Origin of the sequence: Kitasatospora sp. NPDC047058 (assembly GCF_040643935.1) — a bacterium.
Lineage (GTDB): Bacteria > Actinomycetota > Actinomycetes > Streptomycetales > Streptomycetaceae > Kitasatospora.
The window spans coordinates 1-20,768 of the sequence record NZ_JBEYVJ010000120.1; the positions used below are offsets into that span (position 1 = coordinate 1).

The following is a 20,768-nucleotide window of genomic DNA, read 5'->3' on the forward strand; positions in this document are numbered from 1 at the left end:
GATGCCCTCGACCACTGGGCAGAGCAGGGCATGACCGACAAGCAGCTCGGCGTCGCGCCCGCCATCGCCGCGGCCGGGGCGGCCGCCGGCCCGGGTGCGTCGGACGAGGTGGCCCGGGTCTCGTCCCGGACCGCCGCCGAGCCCGCCCGGGGTCGGTCGTGGCGCCGCTTCCTGGTGCCCGTCGTCGTCCCGGTGATCGTCACCACCAGCGCCGCCACGGTCCTGCTGGTCGACCGGCTCCCGTTCCAGTCGCAGGCGCAGACCCCCGGCGCGCAGCCCGCCGTCTCGGTCTCCGCCTCCGCGATCACCGACGCGCCGACGGGCGGTACGCCGACGGCCGACCAGCCCACGGGCACGCCGCCGGGCGCGGAGACGCCGCCGGCCACCCCGCCGGCCGCCCAGCCCGACACCCCCGCGCCGAACGGCGGCCAGGCACCGGCCCCGGCGCCGAATCCCGGCGGTGGCGGCGCCGCGGCGGGCGGCTCCGGAGCGTCGGGAGGTTCCGCGGGCGGGTCCGGCGGCACCCCGCCGAAGAGCGGCGGCGGCAGCGGCAACAGCGGCAACAGCGGCGGCAGCGCCGGGGGCGGCAGTGCGAGCGGCGGGGGCGCGCCCGCGCCCAACCAGCCGGCCCCGCCAGCCCCGGCCCCCAACCAGCCCGCCCCGTCCGTGCCGAAGCCGGCGCCGTCCGACCCGCCGGAGTCCAAGCCGCCGGCGCAGACCGTGCCGGCCGGGTGCGGCGGCGCGAAGTGGGGTGCCATCGTCAACGTGGCCGACGGCCAGAAGCTCGGCCTGGCCACCGACGGCCCGTCGGCGGGCGCCGCGGCCGTGATGGGCGGGACGACCGCCTACGGATGGGTCCGCTCGGACCCGGACCCGGGCGGCTGGTACCACCTCTACCCGTGCAACCTGAGCAGTCCGGCGCTCGTCCAGGACACCGACTTCTCGAACCAGTCGAGCCAGAAGGTGATGCTCGCCTCGGGGTTCAGCTTCATGAACAACTGGTCGGTGGTCGCCGCGGGCACCTCGGGCGCGTACCTGCTCAGGGACTACATGGGGTCGACCTGCCTGACCGACAACGGCGCGGGCAAGCAGGTCACCATGACCACCTGCACCCCGGGTAACAAGTACCAGGAGTGGCGGATCCCCTGATCCGCGGGAGCCGGCCCGGGGAGCCGCCCCCCGTCCCCGGCGGGCTCAGCGGTCGTCGGTGAGGCCGAGGCGCAGGTGGTCGACGTGGTAGACGGCCTGGTCGAGGAGGGCGGCGACGTGGTCGTCGTGGAGGGAGTAGACCACGGAGCGGCCGCGGCGTTCGCCGGTCACCAGGCCGAGGTTGCGGAGCAGGCGGAGCTGGTGGGAGCAGGCGGACTGCTCCATGCCGACGGCGTCGGCGAGTTCGGTGGCAGGCCGGGGGCCCTCACGGAGCTGGGCGAGTATCAGCAGGCGGGAGGGGGTCGCCAGGGCCTGAAGCGTGCTCGCCACCTTGGCCGCGTTGGATGCGTCCAGTCGCATCCGCGGCACGGCGTTCTCGGCGGCGGCGTGTCCCATGGGGGCATCCTACGGGCAGCGTTCTGCGGGCGGACGGGCGCACCTGGACGCATGAAAGTGTGTTCATATGTTCCTGTATGGTGGCGCCCATGCCCGCAACGCCCGCCCCCGGCACCCTGCTCACCCGGCCACCGGCCCCCGCCACCCCCGCGGCGCCGCAGCCGCGCCGCACCCGGGTGCTGGCCCTGCCCGAGGCGCGCTGGGCGGCCGCCGCGACCGCCGCCTTCCTGGCCGCCCTCGCCGTCGGCCTGCTCGACGGCCCGGGCTGGGCGGCCGGCGTGCTGTACGCCGCCGCCTACCTGGCCGGCGGCTGGGAGCCGGCCCTGGCCGGGGTCAGGGCGCTGCGCGGACGGACCCTCGACGTCGACCTGCTGATGGTGGTGGCCGCGCTCGGCGCCGCCGCGATCGGCGAGGTGCTCGACGGCGCCCTGCTGGTCGTGATCTTCGCGACCAGTGGCGCGCTGGAGGCGCTGGCCACCGCCCGCACCGCCGACTCGGTCCGCGGCCTGCTCGACCTCGCCCCCGCCACCGCGACCCGGCTGCGGGCGGACGGCACCGAGGAGACCGTCCCCGCCGCCGCGCTGGCCGTCGGCGACACCGTGCTGGTCCGCCCCGGCGAGCGGATCGGCGCCGACGGGTGCGTGCTCCACGGCGCGAGCGAGGTCGACCAGGCCACCGTCACCGGCGAGCCGCTGCCCGCCGCCAAGGCCGCCGGTGACGAGGTGTACGCGGGTACGCTCAACGGCGCGGGCGCGCTGCACGTCCGGGTCGGCCGGGACGCCGCCGACACCGTGATCGCCCGGATCGTCGCCATGGTCGAGGAGGCCTCCGGGACGAAGGCGCCCACCCAGCTCTTCATCGAGAAGGTCGAACAGCGCTACGCCGCCGGCCTGGTGGTCCTCACCCTGCTGATCTTCGCCGTCCCGCTCGCCCTCGGCGCCGAGCCGGCCGGCGCCCTGCTGCGCGCCATGACCTTCATGATCGTCGCCTCGCCGTGCGCGGTGGTGCTGGCCACCATGCCGCCGCTGCTCTCCGCGATCGCCAACGCCGGGCGGCACGGCGTCCTGGTCAAGTCCGCGGTGGTGATGGAACGCCTGGGCCGGGTCGACACCGTCGCCCTGGACAAGACCGGCACCCTCACCGAGGGTACGCCCCGGGTCACCGACCTGCGCCCGCTGGACGGCATGACCGAGGACGCCCTGCTCGCCCTCGCCGCCGCCGCCGAGCACCCCAGCGAGCACCCGCTGGCGCGCGCGGTGGTCGCCGCCGCCCGCGAGCGCGGCCTCGCGGTGCCCGCCGCCGACGGGTTCACCTCCACCCCGGGCGTCGGGGTCCGGGCGGTGGTCGGCGGCTCGGTGGTCGCGGTCGGCGCACCCGGCCCGTACCGGAGGCTCCCCGAGGTCACCGCGCTGGAGGAGGCCGGCCGCACCACCGTCCTGGTGCTGTGCGACGGCGAACCGGCCGGCGTGCTGGGCCTGGCGGACCGGCCGCGCGGGCAGGCCGCGGCCGCCGTCCGGGGCCTGACCGCGCTCACCGGCCGCCCGCCGGTGCTGCTCACCGGGGACAACCAGCGCGCCGCCGAGCGCCTCGCCCGCGAGGTCGGCCTGGCCGACGTCCGGGGCGGGCTGCTGCCGCACGACAAGCTGGCCGCGGTGCGCGGACTGGCCGACGCCGGCCGCCGGGTGCTGATGGTCGGTGACGGCGTCAACGACGCACCCGCGCTGGCCGCCGCGCACAGCGGCATCGCACTGGGCCGGGCCGGCTCGGACCTCGCGCTGGAGACCGCCGACGCGGTGGTGGTGCGCGACGAACTGGCCGCCGTCCCGGCCGTGCTGGCGCTCTCCCGGCAGGCCCGCCGGCTGGTCGTGCAGAACCTGGTGATCGCCGGCGCCTTCATCACCGTGCTGGTGCTCTGGGACCTGGCGGGTACGCTGCCGTTGCCGCTCGGCGTCGCCGGGCACGAGGGCTCCACCGTGATCGTCGGCCTCAACGGCCTGCGGCTGTTGCGCGAACGGGCGTGGCGGCGGGGCCTGCAGCACGAAGCCCCGGGGCGGCACGCGGCCCCGGGCCACGAGGAGAGCTGAGCCAGGATGAGCCGTCGAGACCGCGACCGGGCCGGGAAGCCCGCCGCGCCGGTGACCGTCACCGTCTGCCGGGGCTGCTGCTGCGGTACCCAGGAGAAGCACCCGGGCGTCGACCACGCCGCACAGTTCGAGCGGCTGCGCGCGGCCGTCGGCAGTGCGGGCAGGGTCCGCGCCGTCAAGTGCCTGGACGCGTGCGCGCAGTCCAACGTGGTGGTGGTCGGCCCGTCGGGCGAGGGCCGGGCCAAGGGCGGCCGCCCGGTCTGGCTGGGCTGGGTGCTGGCGGACGACATGGTCGACGAGATAGCCGAGTGGGTGCACGCCGGCGGCCCAGGCCTGGCCGATCCGCCCGGGCTGCTCGACCTCCAGCTGATCAGCGTCTCCCGCCGGGTCAGGGACGGTCTGCCGGACTGATCCGGGCCCGCCCGGACCGGGCCTGACCGGAGGCCGGGCCGGGGCACTACCATTTCCTGAGGCCCCAGGGTGCCCCGGATCGGGAGGAATCACGTCGTGACCACGGTCTGCCGTATCTGCGCGGGCACCGGCCGCACCGCCGGCCTCAACTGCCGTACCTGCCAGGGCACCGGCACCACCGAGGTCGGGGGCGGCGGCGGCAACTGCTTCCTCTGCGACGGCACCGGCGTCTACGTCCGCTACCGGGTCGACGCCGCCGGCGCCAAGCACGCCTACCGGGACGAGATCTGCCGCACCTGCGACGGCACCGGCAACCGCACCCCCTGGGACGAGTCCTCCTGACCGGTTCCTGACCCGCCGACAGCTGTGGGCAGGTCAGGGCCGGTGTGCCGCAGGGGATGATCGGGCCCGGTCCGCCGGGGCGGGGCGGCTTTGCCGAATCATGGTCGAACATTGGTGTTCGACTGACCGGCACGCCGGGGCTCGTTCACCGCGCGTCCGTGTACGGTCCACGCACCGCTGGAAGAGTCCCGCCCATGGATATCCCCAACATGGGCGTGCCCGCGAAGCTCGCCGACCGCATGAGCATGGCCGAGCAGCACGAGTACCTGCGGGCCCGCTTCTCCCGCCGCCGGATGCTGCGCACCGGCGCCGTCACCGTCGGCGCGCTGGCGGTGGGCGGTGCGCTGGGCAGCGGCACCGCGACCGCTGCGCCGGCCTCCCCGCAGCTGCTGACGGGCGGGGTGGCCGACGGCATCGACGGCGCCCTGGTCGCGCCGATCGGCCGTCACCTGTCCTTCGGCCCCGAGCCGGACACCCAGTTCCGGGTCTCCTGGCAGGTCCCGGCCCCGGTGAAGAAGCCGTTCCTGCGCTACGGCAAGCACCCGTGGGACCTCGGCCACAAGGTCCAGGCCGAGGTGCGCGCCCTGCACACCCCCGCGCTGACCCCGACCGGCCAGCCGGTGGACCAGTACTACCTGCACGTGGCGCTGGAGGACCTCCAGCCCGACACCACGTACTACTACGGCGTCGGCCACCAGGGCTTCGACCCGGCCTCGCAGCAGGCGATCTCCACCCTGAGCACCTTCCGCACCGCGCCCTCGCGCGACCACCGCTGGGGCAAGGTGTACGAGCCGTTCACCTTCACCGCCTTCGGCGACCAGGGCGTCAGCTCACACGCGGCCGGCAACGACCACGTCATCCTGGCCCAGAACCCGGCCTTCCACCTGCACGCGGGTGACATCTGCTACGCCGACCCGGCCGGCTCCGGCCAGGACTCGGACAAGTCGCGCTACGACGCCAGGACCTGGGACGCCTTCCTCGCCCAGACCGAGACGGTGGCGTCGAAGGTGCCGTGGATGGTCTCCTACGGCAACCACGACATGGAGGCCTGGTACTCGCACAACGGCTACGGCGGCGACGACACCCGGTTCTTCCTGCCGGACAACGGCCCGGACCCGCGCGCCGTCCCCGGCGTCTACTCGTTCCGCTACAAGAACGTCGGCGTCATCTCGCTGGACGCCAACGACGTCTCCTACGAGATCCCGGTCAACCTGGGCATCTCGGCGGGCAAGCAGACCACGTGGCTGCAGCGGACCCTGAAGGACCTGCGCAACGACGAGACCATCGACTTCATCGTGGTCTTCTTCCACCACTGCGCCTTCTCCACCACGGTCGCGCACGCCTCCGAGGGCGGGGTCCGCGAGGCCTGGGTGCCGCTGTTCGAGAAGTGCCGGGTGGACCTGGTCATCAACGGCCACAACCACATCTACGAGCGCACCGACGCGATCCTGGGCAACAAGGTCTCGAAGCAGGTGCCGAGCGGCGCCACCATCGAGCCGGCCACCGACGGCGTGGTGTACGTGACGGCGGGCGCGGCCGGCCGCAGCCTCTACAAGTTCGACGTGCCGGACACCTACGAGGGCCACGAGCAGCGCGTCGACGCGGTGAACACGTACTACTTCGGCAAGGGCGGCGTGAAGGTGCCCGAGACCATCGAGTGGTCCCGGGTCCGCTACACCGGCTACTCCTTCATCAAGGTCGACGTCACCCCGGCGCACCTGGGCCAGAAGTCCTCGATGACGGTGACCGCGCTGGCCGAGGACGGCACCCGGATCGACCACTACACCCTGCTGCGCAAGGTGGGCGAGGGCTGGGACAGCCGGACCGACGACGACGGCGAGGGCGGCGGCTGGGGCTGGTAGCCCCGGCGGCACCGCTCCGGCCCGACCGGTCCACCGGGCTCCGGCGGCGGGTTCCCACCCGCCGCCGGGGCCCGTCCCGTTCAGCGGCGCGGGCCGTACATGATCACGGCGACCCCGGCCAGGCAGATCAGCGCCCCGGCGACGTCGTACCGGGTGGGCCGGAAGCCGTCGACCAGGACGCCCCAGAGCAGCGAGCCGGCCACGAACACCCCGCCGTACGCGGCCAGCACCCGGCCGAAGTGGCTGTCCGGCTGCAGCGCGGCGACGAAGCCGTAGCCGCCGAGCACCACCACGCCCACCCCGGCCAGCCACCACGGCCGGGACTCGCGCACGCTCTGCCAGACCAGCCAGCAGCCGCCGATCTCGGCGAGCGCGGCGAGGGCGAACAGGGCGGCGGAGCGCAGGACGGTCATGCGCAGGACCCTACGCGGTCAGACCTGGCGGTACGTGGCGAGGAAGCGGCCGATCCGGTTGATCGCCGTCTCCAGGTCGTCGGCCCGGGGGAGGGTGACGAAGCGGAAGTGGTCCGGGCGGGGCCAGTTGAAGCCGGTGCCCTGGACGACGTGGATCTTCTCGCGGAGCAGCAGGTCCAGCACGAACTGCTCGTCGTCGACGATCCGGTGCACCGCCGGGTCCAGCCTGGCGAACGCGTACAGCGCGCCCTTGGGCTTGACGCAGCTGACGCCGGGGATCTCGTTGAGCGCCTGGTACGCGACGTCGCGCTGCTCGGCGAGCCGGCCGCCGGGCAGGACGAGGTCGTTGATGGACTGGTGGCCGCCGAGCGCCGCCTGCACCGCGTACTGGGCGGGCACGTTGGGGCACAGTCGCATGCCGGAGAGCATGGTCAGGCCCTCCAGGTAGTCGGCGGCGTGCTGCTTGGGCCCGGAGACGACCAGCCAGCCGCTGCGGAAGCCCGCCACCCGGTAGGACTTGGAGAGGCCGTTGAAGGTGAGGGTGAGCACGTCGTCGGCGAGCGCGGCGAGGCAGTGGTGCTCGGTGCCGTCGTAGAGGATCTTGTCGTAGATCTCGTCGGCGAGGACCATCAGGTGGTGCCGGCGGGCGAGTTCGAGGATGCCCTCCAGCAGCTCCTTCGGGTAGACCGCGCCGGTCGGGTTGTTGGGGTTGATGACGACGATGGCCTTGGTGCGGGCGGTGATCTTGGAGGCGATGTCGTCGAGGTCGGGGTACCACTCCGCCTCCTCGTCGCAGGCGTAGTGCACCGCCTTGCCGCCGGCCAGCCGGACCACGGCCGTCCAGAGCGGGTAGTCCGGCATCGGGACGAGCACCTCGTCGCCGTCGTCCACCAGCGCGGTGACGGCCATCTGGATCAGCTCGGACACGCCGTTGCCGAGGTAGACGTCGTTGACGGTGACGCCGCTGACGCCGCGCTGCTGGTAGTACTGCACGACGGCGCGGCGGGCCGGCAGGATGCCGCGGGAGTCGCTGTAGCCGTGGGCGTTCGGCAGGTTGCGGATGATGTCCTGGATGATCTCTTCCGGCGCCTCGAAGCCGAACGTGGCCGGGTTGCCGGTGTTCAGCCGCAGCACGCTGTGCCCGGCCTCCTCCAGGGCGTTGGCCCGGTCGACCACCGGGCCCCGGATCTCGTAGCACACGTCCGTCAGCTTGCTGGACTGCCGAAACTCCATCTGCGGCCTCCCGACCGTCGCCCGCCATCGCTGTACGCGCCGACCGGCGCGCCGTCCTGGTTGCTTTGTTCTACCAAGTAAGCACTTGGAAAGTCCAACCTTTTGGCTATGCTGATCGCCATGTCACGCCGAAGCTACGACCAGTACTGCGCCGTCGCCCGCGCCCTGGACGCGGTGGGAGAGCGCTGGAGCCTCCTGATCGTCCGTGAGCTCCTGGCCGGCCCGCGCCGCTACACGGACCTGCACGCCGACCTGCCCGGCGTCTCCACCGACATCCTCGCCGCGCGGCTCAAGCAGCTGGAGGGCGAGGGCCTGGTCCTGCGCCGCCGCCTGGAACGGCCCGCCAACGCCACCGTGTACGAGCTCACCGAACGCGGGGCGACCCTCCGTCAGGTGATCGGGGCGCTGGGCGAGTGGGGCCTCGACGCCCTCGGCGAGCAGCGTCCGACGGACGCCGTGCGGGCGCACTGGGTCACCGCGCCGCTGCCGGCCGTCTGACGGCGGGCACCGGCCCGCGGCCGTCCGTCGGGGGTTCCGGCCGGCCGTTCCCGTCAGCCGTTCCCGCCGGCCGGGCCGGAGCGGACCTCCCGGCGCAGGCCCAGGATCTCCGCGACGGCGTCGAGCCAGCGCGCGAGCAGCTGGTCGCCCTCGGTGGTCGTGACCGTGGCGGCCGCCGAGCTCAGCCACTCACGGGCGAGCAGCGTCGGCTCCGCCCCGGGCAGCGGCTCGGTGAGGCCGGCGGCGTAGCGGGCGCCGCCCCTGCGCACCACCTCGGCGAGGAACGAGACCGAGCGGGGGAACACCCCCAGCCGGTCGGCGGCCAGCGCCGCGGCGACGGCGCCCTCGCCGAACAGCGCGGCCCGGTGCGGTCCGGCGAACGCCAGGCCGTAGCGGAGCAGGGCGGGCACGTCGAGCTGCCGCAGCTCGTCGTCGGTCTTGGGGCGGTAACGGTCGTCGGCGCTCATCGGACCGTCACCGTGTAGGTGTTGCGCACGAGCAGTGTCCTGTCCTGGTCGCTGGTCTTCGGGTCGTTGCAGAGTGAGCGGAAGCAGTTGAAGAGCGTGATGGTGGTGGTGCCGGCGCTCCTGGCCTCGAAGACGTAGAAGCGGGTGCCACCGGCACCGTCCTTGCCCTCCGCATCGTCCGGGGTGTCGAGCACCTCGTCGACCTTGGCCACCACGGCGGCGTCCGGCTGCGGGTCCGCGAGGCTCCAGTAGTCGCCGACCGAGGCGTTGTCCCGGACGGAGACCGAGAACCGCTCGCCGGGGGCGACGCTCACCGAGCGCTCGTCGGCGCCGAGCACCCGGCCGCGGGCCGGCCCGCCCGGCCCGCCCTGCCCGCACGCCGTCAGGCCGGCCGCCAGCACGACGGCCAGCGCCAGGGCCCGCAGGGGAGTCCGCCGGATCGTCCTCACGGGCCCGGTCACTTCGGCAGGTGGACGGCGTAGGCGGTGGGCAGCCGGTTGTCCGAGGCCCCGTCCATGTGGCCGTTGACGAAGTCCTCCTCGCTGACCCAGGTGGTGGTGCCCCACGGGTTGTAGATCTGCAGCATGTTGCCCTCCTGGCCGACGATCATCATGGCGTGGCCCGAGCGCTTGCCGTCCTTGTCGTAGCCCTCGACGCCGACCGGCACCGGCTTGCCGTCGGCGACCGCCTTCTCGATGTCCGGCAGGAGCTCGCGCCGGGCATCGCTGTCCGGCATCTTCTTGTAGTCGAAGTCGGCGCCGGTGTGCGGGCTGACCTCCTTCTCCAGCACCTTCTCTTTGCCGTCCGGCTTCATACCGTCCCAGTTCTTGCCGCCGTCGCCCTCCTTGTGCACCCGGTGCTGCTCGGCGAGCAGCCGCTGCTTGAACGCCTCCGGGTCGTTCTCCTGGCCGGACGGGCCGCCGGTCAGGTCCAGCGCGTAGAGCGGGTCCACCATGGCCCGGGCGGTGACGGTGGAGGACGCCACACAGGTGCCCTCGGTGTCGGCCTGCTGCCACTGGGCGGTGCCGAACCTGACGTGGTCCGTGTTCTTGTTGGAGCCGTTGCCGTTGGTCCCGCCGCTGGCCCTGTCCTCGTCCTCGGTGTAGACGGGCGTCAGGTGCTCGCGCAGCCACTGCGGGTCCTTGCCGTGGATCTTGCCCTGGAACGCGCGGATCTCGTCCATTGAGTGACCGGCCGCCAGCGCCTTCATCAGATAGGCGCGCTCCTGCGGGGACTTGGAGTCGGCGAGCAGCTTCTCGAAGTCCGCCCGGTCCTTGTCGTTCATCTTGTCCAGGTACTCACCGGACCGCTGCATGTCGTTGGCGGTCAGCAGCTCGTTCAGTTCGGTCGGGCCGTTCGCGCCGGAGGTCTCGGCCAGCACCAGCTTGTCGGCGGCGGTCACCCCGTTGGTCCGCATCTTGCCCGCCCGGGCCTCGGACGCCAGCTTGTTCAGGTCGCGGGCCGCCGCCCGGGCCGCCTCGTCCGCCTTCCTGGCGGCGTTCAGCATCGCGTCGACGTGGGGGACGGCGGCCTGCTGCGCCTGCTTGCGCGCCTCTTCCTCGTCGTCGCCCTCGAACCAGTCGTCGAACCAGCCGTCCTCGCCGCCCAGCGAGCTCAGCACCTGCTGCAGCCCGGAACGCGCGGTGCCGTCCTGGCTCTGGGCGCTGCGCAGCGCGTCCGCGAGGTGGAGCAGGGCGATCCCGCCGTTGTGGAGCGCGGTGGTCTGCTGGTCGACGGCGCGGGCGGCGGCGGCCACCACCTCGGCGGCCTTCGCGCCGGTCGAGCCGGTCCAGACGTCCGGCAGCCCGGCGTTGGCGACCGTCATGACGTCCTGGTGGAGCTGGTTCGAGTCGGCGGCCGCGCGCTGGTAGCGCTTGCCGGTGGCCTCGATGACGCCCGGGTCGCCGAGCGGCGCGTGGACCGCGAGGGCGCCCTTGATCGCGGATATCAGGTCGTTCTTGCTGTCGGCCTCGCGGACGTCCTTCAGCCGGTCGCCCAGGGCCTTGCATCGCTGTGTGGTGGATTCGCCTGCCATGGCGGGTCGTTCGCCCCTTGTCCTGTTCCCCGTGGTGCGCTCTGGTGCCGCGCCGGCGCGCGGAGGTGAGGTCTCAGCCGAAGGGACGGTACTCGCCGCCGCCTCCCGAGGCCGCCGCGAGGCTGGTCACCACGGCGCCGTCGGCCGACTGGTAGTTGGCCGAGGAGCTGCGCACCTTGCCCGCCAGCTCGCTCAGCGCGCTCTTGATCGTCGCCGTCTCGGCCTGCCAGGAGCTGCTGAAGTTCCGGTACGCCGGATCGACGTCCTCGCCGCCGAACACGTCCGCGGCGTAGCACACCGGGTCGGCGATCGCCGTGCCGACCGCGCCCTCGTCCCCGGAGGCCTTGTCCAGTGCCTTCGCCTGTCCCTCGGCGCCGCCGGCCTGGATCGTGTAGCCCGAACCGTCCGCCATGTCCCGCCCCTCGTGCGTCTCCCCCGCCGTCGGCGCGACGGCATTCGAGGACCCTACGGACCGGTCCGACGCCGATCAATCGCCTTCGCACCCGGGTGGTCGCGTTGTTGCAGAGTCATGACCCGCCGTCCACCGCACAGTGACAGCAGGGGGGCAGAGAGAACTCCACCGTTTCGCGGCTCCGGGCCGAGGGATCGCAGGCCGCCGGACCGAAGGCAAGGACGGCCTGCGAGGATCAAGGGATGGAGAACACTGCGGAGAAGAGCGCGGACGCCGCGCCGACCACGCCCACCGGACACCGCGGCTTCGCCAGCTACGTCGCCCTCGGGGACTCCTTCACCGAGGGCATGTGCGACGACCTGCTGCCCGGCGGCCACTACCGGGGCTGGGCCGACCGGGTCGCCGACCGGCTCGCCGCCGAGCAGCCGGCCGGCGGGTTCCGGTACGCCAACCTCGCCGTCCGGGGCAAGCTCATCGGCCAGATCCACGACGAGCAGCTCGCCCCCGCCGCCGCGATGAGCGCCGAACTGGTCACCCTGGCCGGCGGCCTCAACGACGTGCTGCGGCCGGGCTGCGACATCGCCCGGGTCGAGGACCTGCTCGGCCGCTCCGCCACCGCGCTGCGCGCCACCGGCGCCACCGTGGTGCTGTTCACCAGCACCGACCCGACCCGGCGGCTGGGCGGCAGCGCCCGGCTGCTGCCGGCGATCCTGCGGATGAAGGCGTTCGTGCACGAGCTCGGCCAGGACCCGGGCATCGCTGTGGTCGACCTGTTCTCCGCGCCCTGCTTCGACGACCGCCGGCTCTGGGCGGAGGACCGGCTGCACCTCGCGCCCGAGGGTCACCGCCGGGTCGCCGAGGCCGTGCTGGAGGCGCTCGGCCGCCCCGCCTCCCACGATTGGCGCGCCCCGCTGCCGGCCGCCGCGCCCGCCGGCCGCGCCGAGAAGCTCGCCGCCGACGCCCGCTGGGTCCGCACCCACCTCGGCCCCTGGATCGGCCGCCGCCTCACCGGCCGGTCCTCGGGCGACGGCCTGCCGCCGAAGCGGGCCGCTCTGCTCCCGTACCCGCCGTCCGCGGACCAGGGCCCGGCCTAGGAACCGGGGTCAGCCCCGGAAGAGGTTGTGGCCGACGTCCGACGGCACCTCGTCCTGGTACGGGGTGCTGTCCGGGCCGGGGGCGTGCTCCCCGGGGACCGGCTCGGAGCTCTCGCGGTGCAGCAGCACGACGCCGTCCTCGGCCCAGAGCTGCCGGTAGCCGTGCGCCAGCAGCAGCTCGATCCGGGCCGCCTGCTCGCGGTCGGTCTTGAACGGGAACGCGCGCTTGTCGGAGCGCAGCAGCACGTACGCGCGGCCGCGCGGCTTCTCGTCCACCAGCACGACGTCGGTGCGCGCCGACAGCCGCGGGGCGGCCTGGTTGTCCGCCTCGACCGTCGCGCCGTCCGGGATCCGCGCGGCCCCCCGGAGCAGGGCCGCCTCGCTCGGCTTCGGCTGCCAGTAGGCCGGCACGAACAGGTTGGCCGCCCCCAGCGGCAGCGCTGCCGCCACCGTCACGGCCGCCGCCGCCACGCCGAGCCGGCGGGTGAGCGTGCTGCGGTGGCAGCGGCCCAGCACCTCCAGCGCGGCGACCAGCAGGATCGGCCAGAGGAACGCGTCGTAGTGCCGGGCGACCGACCAGTGGTTCGGGTTGCTGGAGAGCACCCGCTCGGCGAGCAGCGGGACGGCGCAGAGCACCGTCGCGGAGCGGAGCGGGAGGGCGAAGAGGGTGCCGAAGATCCAGAGCAGCAGCAGCGGCTTGAGCGGTGCGTCGAAGAGCGTGGAGACGAGCAGGGTGGGGTCCCGCAGGACGTGCGAGAGCGCGTCGCCGCCGTTCGCGCCGAGCGACTGGTAGTTCCAGTAGTAGCCCGGCACCCCGCCCATCGCCGGCACCAGCCAGGCGATCGCGGCGGCGGAGGCCAGCGGCCCGCCGAGCAGGAAGCCCGCACCCCAGCGGGCGGCCCGCCGCCGGCGCTCCCGGTCCTCGTCCCGGCGGGCCCGCAGCAGCAGCACCAGCCCGTACGCGCCGACCGCGAGCCCCAGGTCCTCCTTGGTGCAGCAGAGCAGCAGCCCGGCCAGCGCCGCCGTGCCGTAGCGGCGGGCCATGCCGCGCTCCAGCATCAGCAGGGTCAGCGGCACCGCGAAGGCCACCTCGTGGAAGCCGCCGCGCGAGGCCACCAGCAGCGGCCAGCCCAGCCCGTACGCGAGCCCGGCCAGGTCGGCGGCGCGGCGGGCGGTGCGCGGGTCGGCCCCGGCGAAGCAGCGCGCGGCCACCCGGCGGATCAGCGGCACACCGGCCGCGAAGCAGAGCGCCTGGCCGATCAGGAGGGAGCGCGGGTCGTCCCAGAGCCAGTACAGCGGCGCCATCAGGGCGATCACCGGCGAGAAGTGGTCGCCGAGCAGCGAGAAGTCCGCGGGGAACTCGTGGTGGAAGCTCTTCAGTGACGACACCGGCAGGCCGAAGTGCGCGTAGCCGCGCACGCCCTGGTCGAAGATGCCGAGGTCGAAGCCGCCCAGCTGGAGGGTGGTCCACTGCTGGGCGGCGATGCCGAGGCAGACCGCGAGGCAGAGCAGGGTGAGCGCGGCGGTCCGCGCCCGGGGGGAGAGGCGCGGCGTCCCGCCGGGGCCGTCCGCGGCGGGGCCGTCCGCGGCGGGGCCGCTGCCGGCGGGCTCGGCCCGCGGGGCGCCGCCCGTGTCGTCGGTGTCCGGGTACGCCGCCACGTCGTGCCGGGACATGCCTGCTCTCCTCCAGTGATCGGGACGGGATCGGCGGACCGAACCGACACCGGCCGACCACATTAACGGACCGCTCCGGGCGGCCCCCGGTTCCCGGACCGTCCCCGCCGCCCGGGTGGTGTCGGTACGCTCTACAGCGCACCGACCCGTCATCCGGAGGACAACCGCACAGTGGCCGCGCTCACACCCCTCACCCTCGTTTCCGACTGCGGGAGCTGCTTCGGGCTGTGCTGCGCCGCGCTGCCGTTCTCCGCCGGCGCCGACTTCGCCGTCGACAAGTCCGCCGGCACCCCCTGCCGCAACCTGCAGACCGACTTCACCTGCGGCATCCACGCCCGGCTGCGCGACAGCGGCTTCCAGGGCTGCACGGTCTACGACTGCTTCGGGGCCGGCCAGCACGTCTCCCAGGTCACCTTCGGCGGCCGGAGCTGGCGCGAGGACCCGGCGAACGCGGCGCGGATGTTCGAGGTGTTCCCGGTCGTCCGGCAGCTGCACGAGCTGCTCCACTACCTGACCGAGGCGCTCGCCCTCGCCCCCGCCCGCCCCGTCCACGCCGAGCTGCGCCGGGCCCTGGAGGAGACCGGGCGGCTCGCCGACGGCACCCCGGACGAGATCCTCGCCGTCGACGTCCCCGCCCACCGGCAGGCCGTGGCCGAGCTGCTGCTCAAGGCGAGCGAGTTGGTCCGGGCCGCCGTCCCGCGCCGGCGCGAGCACCGGGGCGCCGACCTGTTCGGCGCCCGCCTGCGCGGTGCGGACCTGCGCGGTGCCAACCTGCGCGGCGCGCTGCTGGTCGCCGCCGATCTCTCCGGCGCGGACCTGCGGCTCGCCGACCTCATCGGAGCGGACCTGCGCGACGCCGACCTGGCGGGTGCCGACCTCACCGAGGCGCTCTTCCTCACCCAGGCCCAGCTCAACGCCGCCCGCGGCGACGCCGGCACCCGCCTCCCGGAGTCCCTCGTCCGCCCGGCCCACTGGCCCGCCACCGCCCGGGCCACCGCTCCCGCCGAGGCCCCCCGCCAGGGCCGCAGGACGGCGCCGGGCCGTACCGGTGGCCGCCAGGGCCGCCCCCGCCGCCGCTGACCCGCCGCCGCTCGTCGCGTGGCCGGCCGGCTCCCGCCGTCGCCGGCTACGCGGTGAGCAGCCGCGCCCGCAGCTCGTCGACCAGGCGCTCGTCGATGCCGAGCTTCCCGGTGACGTAGCCGTGCACCGAGCCGTGGGCGCGGGACAGGTCGGCGAGCACGAGCCGGATCACCTCCTCCGGCGCGCGCCCGAAGCCCGGCCAGCGCAGCGTGCGCCCCGGGTTGGCGGCGTGCCAGTCGGCGACCAGGCGCGGGGTGGCCAGCTCGGTGAGCGCGAAGTCCGCGGCCACGTCGTCCTCGCCGACCCCGGCCAGGGTGAGCACCAGCGCGGCGACCAGCCCCGTGCGGTCCTTGCCGGAGGCGCAGTGGAACACCACCGGCCGGTCGGCCGCGGCGATCAGCTCCAGCACCTCCCGGATCTCCACCACCCCGTCCTCGGCCACCTCGGCGAACCGGTCGGCCAGGTAGCGCCAGGGGTCCAGCTCCGGGTCGATCTCGGCCTGGTCGTACGGGCGGTGCTCGATCGACAGGTTGTGGTACGCCGTCCCGTCCAGCTCCGGGACCCGCCCGCGGCGTTCGATCTCCCACGGGTAGCGCAGATCGATCACCGTCCCGATCCCGAGCGCCCGGAACCGGTCCAGGTCGGCCGGCGAGGAGAGCTTCCCGAGCGCGTCCGACCGGTACAGCCGCCCCCACCGGGTCGACCGGCCGTCAGCGGTCGGATAGCCGCCCAGGTCACGGAAGTTGCAGAGGCCGTCGAAGGCGAGGTGGCGTGTCATGTCCGCACCCTACCGAGCCGCCGGGCCGCCGGACCGCGGGGCCCCCGGGCCGGCCGCGGGGTGCCCGATCGCGCACCGCCGTCGGCCGGCGGCCGGCGACCGCATAGGGTCGGGTGCATGGACGAGCGAATCGAACAGGCCCAACTGCTCTGCGACCGTGCCACGTTCGGCGGCGAAACGGACCTCCTGCCCGCCGCCGACCGCGCCCTGGACGCCGCCGAGGCCGACCTCGCGCTCACCCGGGGCCGCGTCCTGCACGCCCGCTTCCTCCGGCAACGCAAGGCGGACGAAGCCGAGTTGGCGTACTTCGCGCGCGCCGGCGAGCTGTACCGCTCGCTCGGCGACCGGCGCGGCGAGGCCGAGGCCGCGTTCTGGACCGCCGTCTACCACCAGGTGGTCCGCGGCGACCACGCCTCCGCCCTCCCCGCCCTGCACCGCTCACGGGACCTCGCCACGGCCGCCGGCGACCACCGCACCCTCTCCTACGCGCTGCGCCACCTGGGCATCGCCGCCCACCGGTCGGGCGAACTCGCCGACGCCCGCGCACTGCTGGAGGAGTCCACCCGGCTGCGCCGCGAACTCGCCTTCCCCGAGGGCGTCGCCGCCAACCTGGTCGGCCTCGCGTACCTCGCCGTAGCCCAGGACCGCCCCGCCGACGCCCGTGCGCTGCTGGACGAGGCCGCCGCCCTCGCCGCGGACGCCGGCGCCGGGGCCGTGCTGGAGCAGGTCGACGAGGCCCGCGCCGCACTCTGAGTACCGCGGCCCCGGCGCCGGCCCGCCACCGGACGGGACGGCGCCCTCACACGCTCCGGTCGGCGAGGACCTCGCGGATGACGTGGCGGGCGTTGGCGGCCAGCGCCGGATCGGTCGAGCGGTAGTAGGGCAGCTGGATGAGGGCGATGGAGAGGGCCCAGGCGCGGCCGCGTTCCCAGTCGGCGTCGTCCGCGGCGAGGGCGGTGCGCAGGACGGGGCGGGCGGCGGCCGGCAGGAGGTTCCAGGCGACGATCAGGTCCACGGTCGGGTCGCCGACGCCCATGGCACCGAAGTCGATGACGGAGGTGAGCCGTTGGCCGCTGAGCAGGACGTTGCCGGGCGAGAGGTCGCCGTGCATCCAGACCGGCGGGCCGGCCCGGTCGGGAAGGCGGAGCGCCTTCTCCCACACGGCGGTCGCCGCCCCGGTGTCGATTGTGCCCCGCAGCCGGCCGATCGCCGCGCGGGTCGGGGCGTCGCGGGCGGCGAGGGGGACGCCGCGGGCGGCCGACGGGCCGTCGGCGGGGTCGACGGCGCGCAGGGCCGTGATGAACCCGGCGAGGTCCCGGGCGAGTTGGAGGGGCGCGGTGACCGAGCCGACGACCGGGATCGCGCCGTCCGCCCAGCGCAGCACCGACCAGTCCCACGGGTAGCCGGCGGCCGGACGGCCGTGCGCGAGCGGTACGGGGATCGGCAGCGGCAGGTGCGGGGCGAGCCGGGGCAGCCACCGCTGCTCGCGCCCGAGGCCGTCGGCGGCCCAGCCCACCCGGGGCAGCCGGACGGCGAGTTCGGCCCCGAGCCGGAACATCGCGTTGTCCGCCCCCGAGGGCGCGACGGGTCTGAGCGGCAGCGTTCTCCACTGCGGGAACTGGGCGGCCAACAGGCGCCGTACCAGGGCTGCGTCGATGTCCGGTTCGTCGTCATACATCCTGGCGGCAGCGCACATGCCCGGCACTGTACCGCCGGGGATCCCGCCGCTCGGCCGGATTTCGAACACTAGGGTGGCCCCATGGCGAGCAAATGGGACCGTTGGGTCATGTGGGGGGCGCTCGGGGGCGCGGGAGGGCTGGCGGTCGCCGCCGTGACGGGCTGGGTGAACCGGCGCTCGGGCGGATTCCTGGTCCTGGGCGAGTGGTTGTACCGGCCACTGCTGTTCGGGACGCTGGTGCTGGCGCTGCTCTTCCTGGCGCTGGTGTCCTCGCGCGGGCCGGTCTGGGCCCGCAGCGCGCTCGGCACCCTGGTGGTGACGGCGGCGGTGGGCACGGTGCCGCTCTGGTTCCTCTCCAGCGTTTTCTCGGACGAGCACCGCACGACCCGCTCCGAGGCGGCGCCGGGCCGGCCGGACCGCAAGCTGGTGGTGCAGCAGGGCACGGCGGGGCTCGGGCCCGACCCGCTGTACTGGGTCTACCTCGACGAGGGCTCCGGCCTCACCACCCGCCGCTGGCAGGTCGCGTACGTCAACGGCGACGCCAACGGCATCAAGGAGCTCGGCTGGGCCGGCCCGGACCAGCTCCGCCTGGTCACCGAGGAGGGGACCCACCTGATCCGCATCGCCGAGGACGGCAGCCCGGACCGCACGGTCAACGACCGGTACTGAAGCGGGCGCGCGCCACGCCCGGGGAGTCCGGGGGCGGCCGGGAGGTGCCGCCGGTACCTGCCAGAATGCAGGGAGTACGGGGACAGCAACTCTGGAGAAGGTGACCGGCTTCGTGACCACGCCAGTCGAACAGGTGGCCAGGCAGGCCCAGCAGGCGATCGAGCGGAAGATCGCCGAGGAGCTGGGCGTTCGCGACGGGCAGGTGAAGGCGGCGGTCGAGCTGCTGGACGGCGGGGCGACCGTGCCGTTCGTGGCCCGCTACCGCAAGGAGGTCACCGGCTCGCTGGACGACGCGCAGCTGCGCACGCTGGAGGAGCGGCTGCGCTACCTGCGCGAGCTGGAGGAGCGCCGGACGGCCGTCCTGGAGTCGATCGAGGCGCAGGGCAAGCTGGACGACGCGCTGCGCGCCCGGGTCCTCGCCGCCGACTCGAAGGCGCGGCTGGAGGACATCTACCTGCCGTACAAGCCGAAGCGGCGCACCAAGGCGCAGATCGCCCGCGAGGCCGGGCTGGAGCCGCTCGCCGACACGCTGCTCGCCGACCCGACGCAGGACCCGGCCGCCCTCGCCGGCGCCTACCTGAACGAGGCGGTGGCCGACCGGGCCGCCGCGCTGGAGGGCGCGCGGGCCATCCTGGTCGAGCGGTTCGGCGAGGACGCGGACCTGGTCGGCTCGCTGCGCGAGCGGATGTGGACGCGGGGCCGGCTGGTCGCCACCGTCCGGGACGGCAAGGAGCAGGACGGCGCCAAGTTCGCCGACTACTTCGACTTCGCCGAGCCGTACACCAAGCTCCCGTCGCACCGCATCCTGGCGATGCTGCGCGGCGAGAAGGAGGAGGTGCTGGACCTCGAACTCTCCCCGTACGACGGCGAGGACGGCGACCTCCCGGGGGAGAACGACTACGAGCAGCGGATCGCCGCCCGCTTCGGCGTCGCCGACCACGGCCGCCCGGCCGACAAGTGGCTCGGCGACACCGTCCGCTGGGCCTGGCGCACCCGGATCCTGGTCCGGCTCGGCATCGACCTGCGCGGCCGGCTGCGCCAGGAGGCCGAGGACGAGGCGGTGCGCGTCTTCGCGGCCAACCTGCGCGACCTGCTGCTGGCCGCCCCGGCCGGCACCCGCGCCACCATGGGCCTGGACCCGGGCTTCCGGACCGGCGTGAAGGTGGCGGTGGTGGACGCCACCGGCAAGGTGGTCGCCCACGAGACGATCTACCCGCACCAGCCGGCCAACAAGTGGGACGCCTCGATCGCCACCCTGGCGGCGCTGGCGAAGCGGCACGCCGTCGACCTGGTGGCGATCGGCAACGGCACCGCCTCCCGGGAGACGGACAAGCTCGCCGAGGACCTCGTCAAGCGCCACCCGGAGCTGGGGCTCACCAAGGCGATGGTCAGCGAGGCCGGCGCCTCGGTCTACTCGGCGTCCGCGTTCGCCTCGCAGGAGCTGCCGGAGCTGGACGTGTCGATCCGCGGCGCGGTCTCGATCGCCCGCCGCCTCCAGGACCCGCTGGCCGAGCTGGTCAAGATCGACCCCAAGTCGATCGGGGTCGGCCAGTACCAGCACGACCTGAGCGAGGTGAAGCTCTCCCGGTCGCTGGACGCGGTGGTCGAGGACTGCGTCAACGCGGTCGGCGTGGACGTCAACACCGCCTCGGCGCCGCTGCTCACCCGGGTCTCCGGCATCACCGGGACGCTGGCCGACAACATCGTCGCGCACCGGGACGCCAACGGCCCGTTCCGCACCCGCAGGGCGCTCAAGGACGTCGCCCGGCTGGGCCCGAAGGCCTTCGAGCAGTGCGCGGGCTTCCTGCGCATCCCCGACGGCGACGACCCGCTGGACGCCTCCAGCGTGCACCCCGAGGCCTACCCGGTGGTGCGGCGGATCCTCGCCGCCACCGGTGGGGAGCTGCGGCAGCTGATCGGCAACGGCAGCGCGCTGCGGGCGCTGCGGCCGGGCGACTTCGCCGACGACACCTTCGGCGTCCCGACCGTCACCGACATCCTGGGCGAGCTGGACAAGCCGGGCCGCGACCCCCGCCCGGCCTTCCGCACCGCGACCTTCAAGGAGGGCGTCGACAAGATCGGCGACCTGGAGGTGGGCATGGTGCTGGAGGGCGTGGTCACCAACGTCGCCGCCTTCGGCGCCTTCGTCGACGTGGGCGTCCACCAGGACGGCCTGGTGCACGTGTCCGCGCTGTCGAAGAACTTCGTCAAGGACCCGCGCGAGGTGGTCAAGCCCGGCGACATCGTGACCGTCCGGGTGACGACGGTGGACGTCCCGCGCAAGCGGATCGGGCTGACGCTGCGGCTGGACGACGAGCCCGGGCGCCCGGCCGGCGGCGACCGGGGCCGCGGCGACCGCGGCGACCGGCAGGCCCGTCCGCCGCGCCAGGACCGGCGGGGCGGGCAGGGCGGCGCGGCGTGGCCGCGAGCGGCGTGCCCGCGAGCGCCGCGTCCATGGCCGCCGGGTCGCCCCAGGCGGGCACCAGCCACGGC

20 protein-coding genes and 1 pseudogene are annotated in these 20,768 nt (G+C 74.5%); 11 read left to right on the plus strand and 10 right to left on the minus strand.

Features of this window, described 5'->3' with window-relative positions; all coding sequences use genetic code 11:
* Positions 1 to 1,149 (plus strand): RICIN domain-containing protein (locus tag ABZ885_RS19465; protein WP_360189750.1); only part of this gene is annotated, 1,149 nt, incomplete at its 5' end.
* 45 nt (positions 1,150 to 1,194) lie between these two features.
* Here ABZ885_RS19465 and ABZ885_RS19470 read toward each other — a convergent pair.
* Entirely contained in the window at positions 1,195 to 1,545 is a 351-nt protein-coding gene (locus ABZ885_RS19470) for a metalloregulator ArsR/SmtB family transcription factor (protein ID WP_360189753.1), read from the minus strand.
* Positions 1,546 to 1,634: 89 nt separating this feature from the next.
* Here ABZ885_RS19470 and ABZ885_RS19475 point away from each other — a divergent pair, with 89 nt between their 5' ends.
* The 4 genes from ABZ885_RS19475 (at position 1,635) to ABZ885_RS19490 (ending at position 6,244) form a co-directional block, all read left to right on the plus strand.
* A complete protein-coding gene (locus ABZ885_RS19475; protein ID WP_360189756.1) occupies positions 1,635 to 3,629 on the plus strand; it encodes a heavy metal translocating P-type ATPase in 1,995 nt (664 codons plus the stop codon).
* A gap of 6 nt (positions 3,630 to 3,635) precedes the next feature.
* Positions 3,636 to 4,040 (plus strand): (2Fe-2S) ferredoxin domain-containing protein, encoded by a 405-nt coding sequence (locus tag ABZ885_RS19480; RefSeq protein WP_360189758.1) that lies wholly within the window; start codon positions 3,636 to 3,638, stop codon positions 4,038 to 4,040.
* A 96-nt stretch (positions 4,041 to 4,136) separates the two neighbouring features.
* Positions 4,137 to 4,382, plus strand: a complete 246-nt coding sequence (locus tag ABZ885_RS19485; protein WP_360189761.1) for a hypothetical protein — start codon at positions 4,137 to 4,139, stop codon at positions 4,380 to 4,382.
* 194 nt (positions 4,383 to 4,576) lie between these two features.
* Positions 4,577 to 6,244, plus strand: a complete 1,668-nt coding sequence (locus ABZ885_RS19490) for a metallophosphoesterase family protein (protein WP_360189764.1) — start codon at positions 4,577 to 4,579, stop codon at positions 6,242 to 6,244.
* Positions 6,245 to 6,324: 80 nt separating this feature from the next.
* Here ABZ885_RS19490 and ABZ885_RS19495 read toward each other — a convergent pair whose 3' ends face one another.
* Positions 6,325 to 6,657 (minus strand): YnfA family protein, encoded by a 333-nt coding sequence (locus ABZ885_RS19495; RefSeq protein WP_360189767.1) that lies wholly within the window; start codon positions 6,655 to 6,657, stop codon positions 6,325 to 6,327.
* An 18-nt stretch (positions 6,658 to 6,675) separates the two neighbouring features.
* Positions 6,676 to 7,890 carry a pyridoxal phosphate-dependent aminotransferase gene (locus tag ABZ885_RS19500; protein ID WP_360189769.1) on the minus strand — a complete coding sequence of 405 codons (1,215 nt, stop codon included), beginning with the start codon at positions 7,888 to 7,890 and terminating at the stop codon, positions 6,676 to 6,678.
* 120 nt (positions 7,891 to 8,010) lie between these two features.
* Between ABZ885_RS19500 and ABZ885_RS19505 the strand changes: the two are divergent.
* A pseudogene (locus ABZ885_RS19505) lies at positions 8,011 to 8,361 on the plus strand (helix-turn-helix domain-containing protein); the annotation flags it as partial.
* Between the two features lie 80 nt (positions 8,362 to 8,441).
* Here ABZ885_RS19505 and ABZ885_RS19510 read toward each other — a convergent pair.
* From ABZ885_RS19510 to ABZ885_RS19525, 4 genes are all read right to left on the minus strand, one after another.
* Positions 8,442 to 8,855, minus strand: a complete 414-nt coding sequence (locus tag ABZ885_RS19510) for a hypothetical protein (RefSeq protein ID WP_360189772.1) — start codon at positions 8,853 to 8,855, stop codon at positions 8,442 to 8,444.
* On the minus strand, positions 8,852 to 9,304 hold the full coding sequence (locus ABZ885_RS19515; protein WP_360189775.1) for a protease inhibitor I42 family protein: 453 nt from the start codon (positions 9,302 to 9,304) through the stop codon (positions 8,852 to 8,854). The genes ABZ885_RS19510 and ABZ885_RS19515 overlap by 4 nt, the downstream gene beginning before the upstream one ends.
* Positions 9,305 to 9,312: 8 nt before the next feature.
* Positions 9,313 to 10,890: a peptidoglycan-binding protein gene (locus ABZ885_RS19520; RefSeq protein ID WP_360189778.1), complete on the minus strand. Its 1,578-nt coding sequence runs from the start codon at positions 10,888 to 10,890 to the stop codon at positions 9,313 to 9,315.
* A 73-nt stretch (positions 10,891 to 10,963) separates the two neighbouring features.
* Positions 10,964 to 11,302 carry a hypothetical protein gene (locus ABZ885_RS19525; RefSeq protein ID WP_360189779.1) on the minus strand — a complete coding sequence of 113 codons (339 nt, stop codon included), beginning with the start codon at positions 11,300 to 11,302 and terminating at the stop codon, positions 10,964 to 10,966.
* Between the two features lie 242 nt (positions 11,303 to 11,544).
* On the opposite strand from ABZ885_RS19525, the gene ABZ885_RS19530 reads away from it, so the two are divergent.
* Positions 11,545 to 12,396 carry an SGNH/GDSL hydrolase family protein gene (locus ABZ885_RS19530; RefSeq protein WP_360189782.1) on the plus strand — a complete coding sequence of 284 codons (852 nt, stop codon included), beginning with the start codon at positions 11,545 to 11,547 and terminating at the stop codon, positions 12,394 to 12,396.
* Between the two features lie 9 nt (positions 12,397 to 12,405).
* Here ABZ885_RS19530 and ABZ885_RS19535 read toward each other — a convergent pair whose 3' ends face one another.
* Entirely contained in the window at positions 12,406 to 14,070 is a 1,665-nt protein-coding gene (locus ABZ885_RS19535) for a DUF2079 domain-containing protein (protein ID WP_360189785.1), read from the minus strand.
* Positions 14,071 to 14,241: 171 nt separating this feature from the next.
* Here ABZ885_RS19535 and ABZ885_RS19540 point away from each other — a divergent pair, with 171 nt between their 5' ends.
* The gene (locus tag ABZ885_RS19540; protein WP_360189788.1) at positions 14,242 to 15,150 is read left to right on the plus strand and encodes a pentapeptide repeat-containing protein; all 909 of its coding nucleotides are present in this window, start codon (positions 14,242 to 14,244) and stop codon (positions 15,148 to 15,150) included.
* Positions 15,151 to 15,196: 46 nt separating this feature from the next.
* On the opposite strand, the gene ABZ885_RS19545 is transcribed toward ABZ885_RS19540, so the two are convergent.
* Positions 15,197 to 15,928: a tyrosine-protein phosphatase gene (locus ABZ885_RS19545; RefSeq protein ID WP_360189791.1), complete on the minus strand. Its 732-nt coding sequence runs from the start codon at positions 15,926 to 15,928 to the stop codon at positions 15,197 to 15,199.
* A gap of 117 nt (positions 15,929 to 16,045) precedes the next feature.
* On the opposite strand from ABZ885_RS19545, the gene ABZ885_RS19550 reads away from it, so the two are divergent.
* Complete coding sequence (locus ABZ885_RS19550) at positions 16,046 to 16,681, plus strand: tetratricopeptide repeat protein (protein WP_360189794.1); 636 nt, start codon at positions 16,046 to 16,048, stop codon at positions 16,679 to 16,681.
* A 46-nt stretch (positions 16,682 to 16,727) separates the two neighbouring features.
* Here the strand turns inward: ABZ885_RS19550 and ABZ885_RS19555 are convergent, their stop codons facing one another.
* Positions 16,728 to 17,624: an aminoglycoside phosphotransferase family protein gene (locus tag ABZ885_RS19555; RefSeq protein WP_360189797.1), complete on the minus strand. Its 897-nt coding sequence runs from the start codon at positions 17,622 to 17,624 to the stop codon at positions 16,728 to 16,730.
* Between the two features lie 63 nt (positions 17,625 to 17,687).
* Here ABZ885_RS19555 and ABZ885_RS19560 point away from each other — a divergent pair, with 63 nt between their 5' ends.
* Together ABZ885_RS19560 and ABZ885_RS19565 are read left to right on the plus strand one after the other, a co-directional pair.
* The gene (locus tag ABZ885_RS19560) at positions 17,688 to 18,275 is read left to right on the plus strand and encodes a hypothetical protein (RefSeq protein WP_360189800.1); all 588 of its coding nucleotides are present in this window, start codon (positions 17,688 to 17,690) and stop codon (positions 18,273 to 18,275) included.
* Between the two features lie 112 nt (positions 18,276 to 18,387).
* On the plus strand, positions 18,388 to 20,768 hold a 2,381-nt coding region (locus tag ABZ885_RS19565; protein ID WP_360189803.1), incomplete at its 3' end, for a Tex family protein.

Bases quoted from the DNA above. Each gene is read 5' to 3' on its own strand.
- ABZ885_RS19550 (WP_360189794.1), top strand. From the start codon at position 16,046: ATGGACGAGCGAATCGAACAGGCCCAACTGCTCTGCGACCGTGCCACG.
- ABZ885_RS19525 (WP_360189779.1), bottom strand. From the start codon at position 11,302: ATGGCGGACGGTTCGGGCTACACGATCCAGGCCGGCGGCGCCGAGGGA.
- ABZ885_RS19470 (WP_360189753.1), bottom strand. From the start codon at position 1,545: ATGGGACACGCCGCCGCCGAGAACGCCGTGCCGCGGATGCGACTGGAC.
- ABZ885_RS19500 (WP_360189769.1), bottom strand. From the start codon at position 7,890: ATGGAGTTTCGGCAGTCCAGCAAGCTGACGGACGTGTGCTACGAGATC.
- ABZ885_RS19560 (WP_360189800.1), top strand. From the start codon at position 17,688: ATGGCGAGCAAATGGGACCGTTGGGTCATGTGGGGGGCGCTCGGGGGC.
- ABZ885_RS19490 (WP_360189764.1), top strand. From the start codon at position 4,577: ATGGATATCCCCAACATGGGCGTGCCCGCGAAGCTCGCCGACCGCATG.
- ABZ885_RS19480 (WP_360189758.1), top strand. From the start codon at position 3,636: ATGAGCCGTCGAGACCGCGACCGGGCCGGGAAGCCCGCCGCGCCGGTG.
- ABZ885_RS19545 (WP_360189791.1), bottom strand. From the start codon at position 15,928: ATGACACGCCACCTCGCCTTCGACGGCCTCTGCAACTTCCGTGACCTG.
- ABZ885_RS19555 (WP_360189797.1), bottom strand. From the start codon at position 17,624: ATGTGCGCTGCCGCCAGGATGTATGACGACGAACCGGACATCGACGCA.
- ABZ885_RS19510 (WP_360189772.1), bottom strand. From the start codon at position 8,855: ATGAGCGCCGACGACCGTTACCGCCCCAAGACCGACGACGAGCTGCGG.
- ABZ885_RS19520 (WP_360189778.1), bottom strand. From the start codon at position 10,890: ATGGCAGGCGAATCCACCACACAGCGATGCAAGGCCCTGGGCGACCGG.
- ABZ885_RS19535 (WP_360189785.1), bottom strand. From the start codon at position 14,070: ATGTCCCGGCACGACGTGGCGGCGTACCCGGACACCGACGACACGGGC.
- ABZ885_RS19495 (WP_360189767.1), bottom strand. From the start codon at position 6,657: ATGACCGTCCTGCGCTCCGCCGCCCTGTTCGCCCTCGCCGCGCTCGCC.
- ABZ885_RS19530 (WP_360189782.1), top strand. From the start codon at position 11,545: ATGGAGAACACTGCGGAGAAGAGCGCGGACGCCGCGCCGACCACGCCC.
- ABZ885_RS19475 (WP_360189756.1), top strand. From the start codon at position 1,635: ATGCCCGCAACGCCCGCCCCCGGCACCCTGCTCACCCGGCCACCGGCC.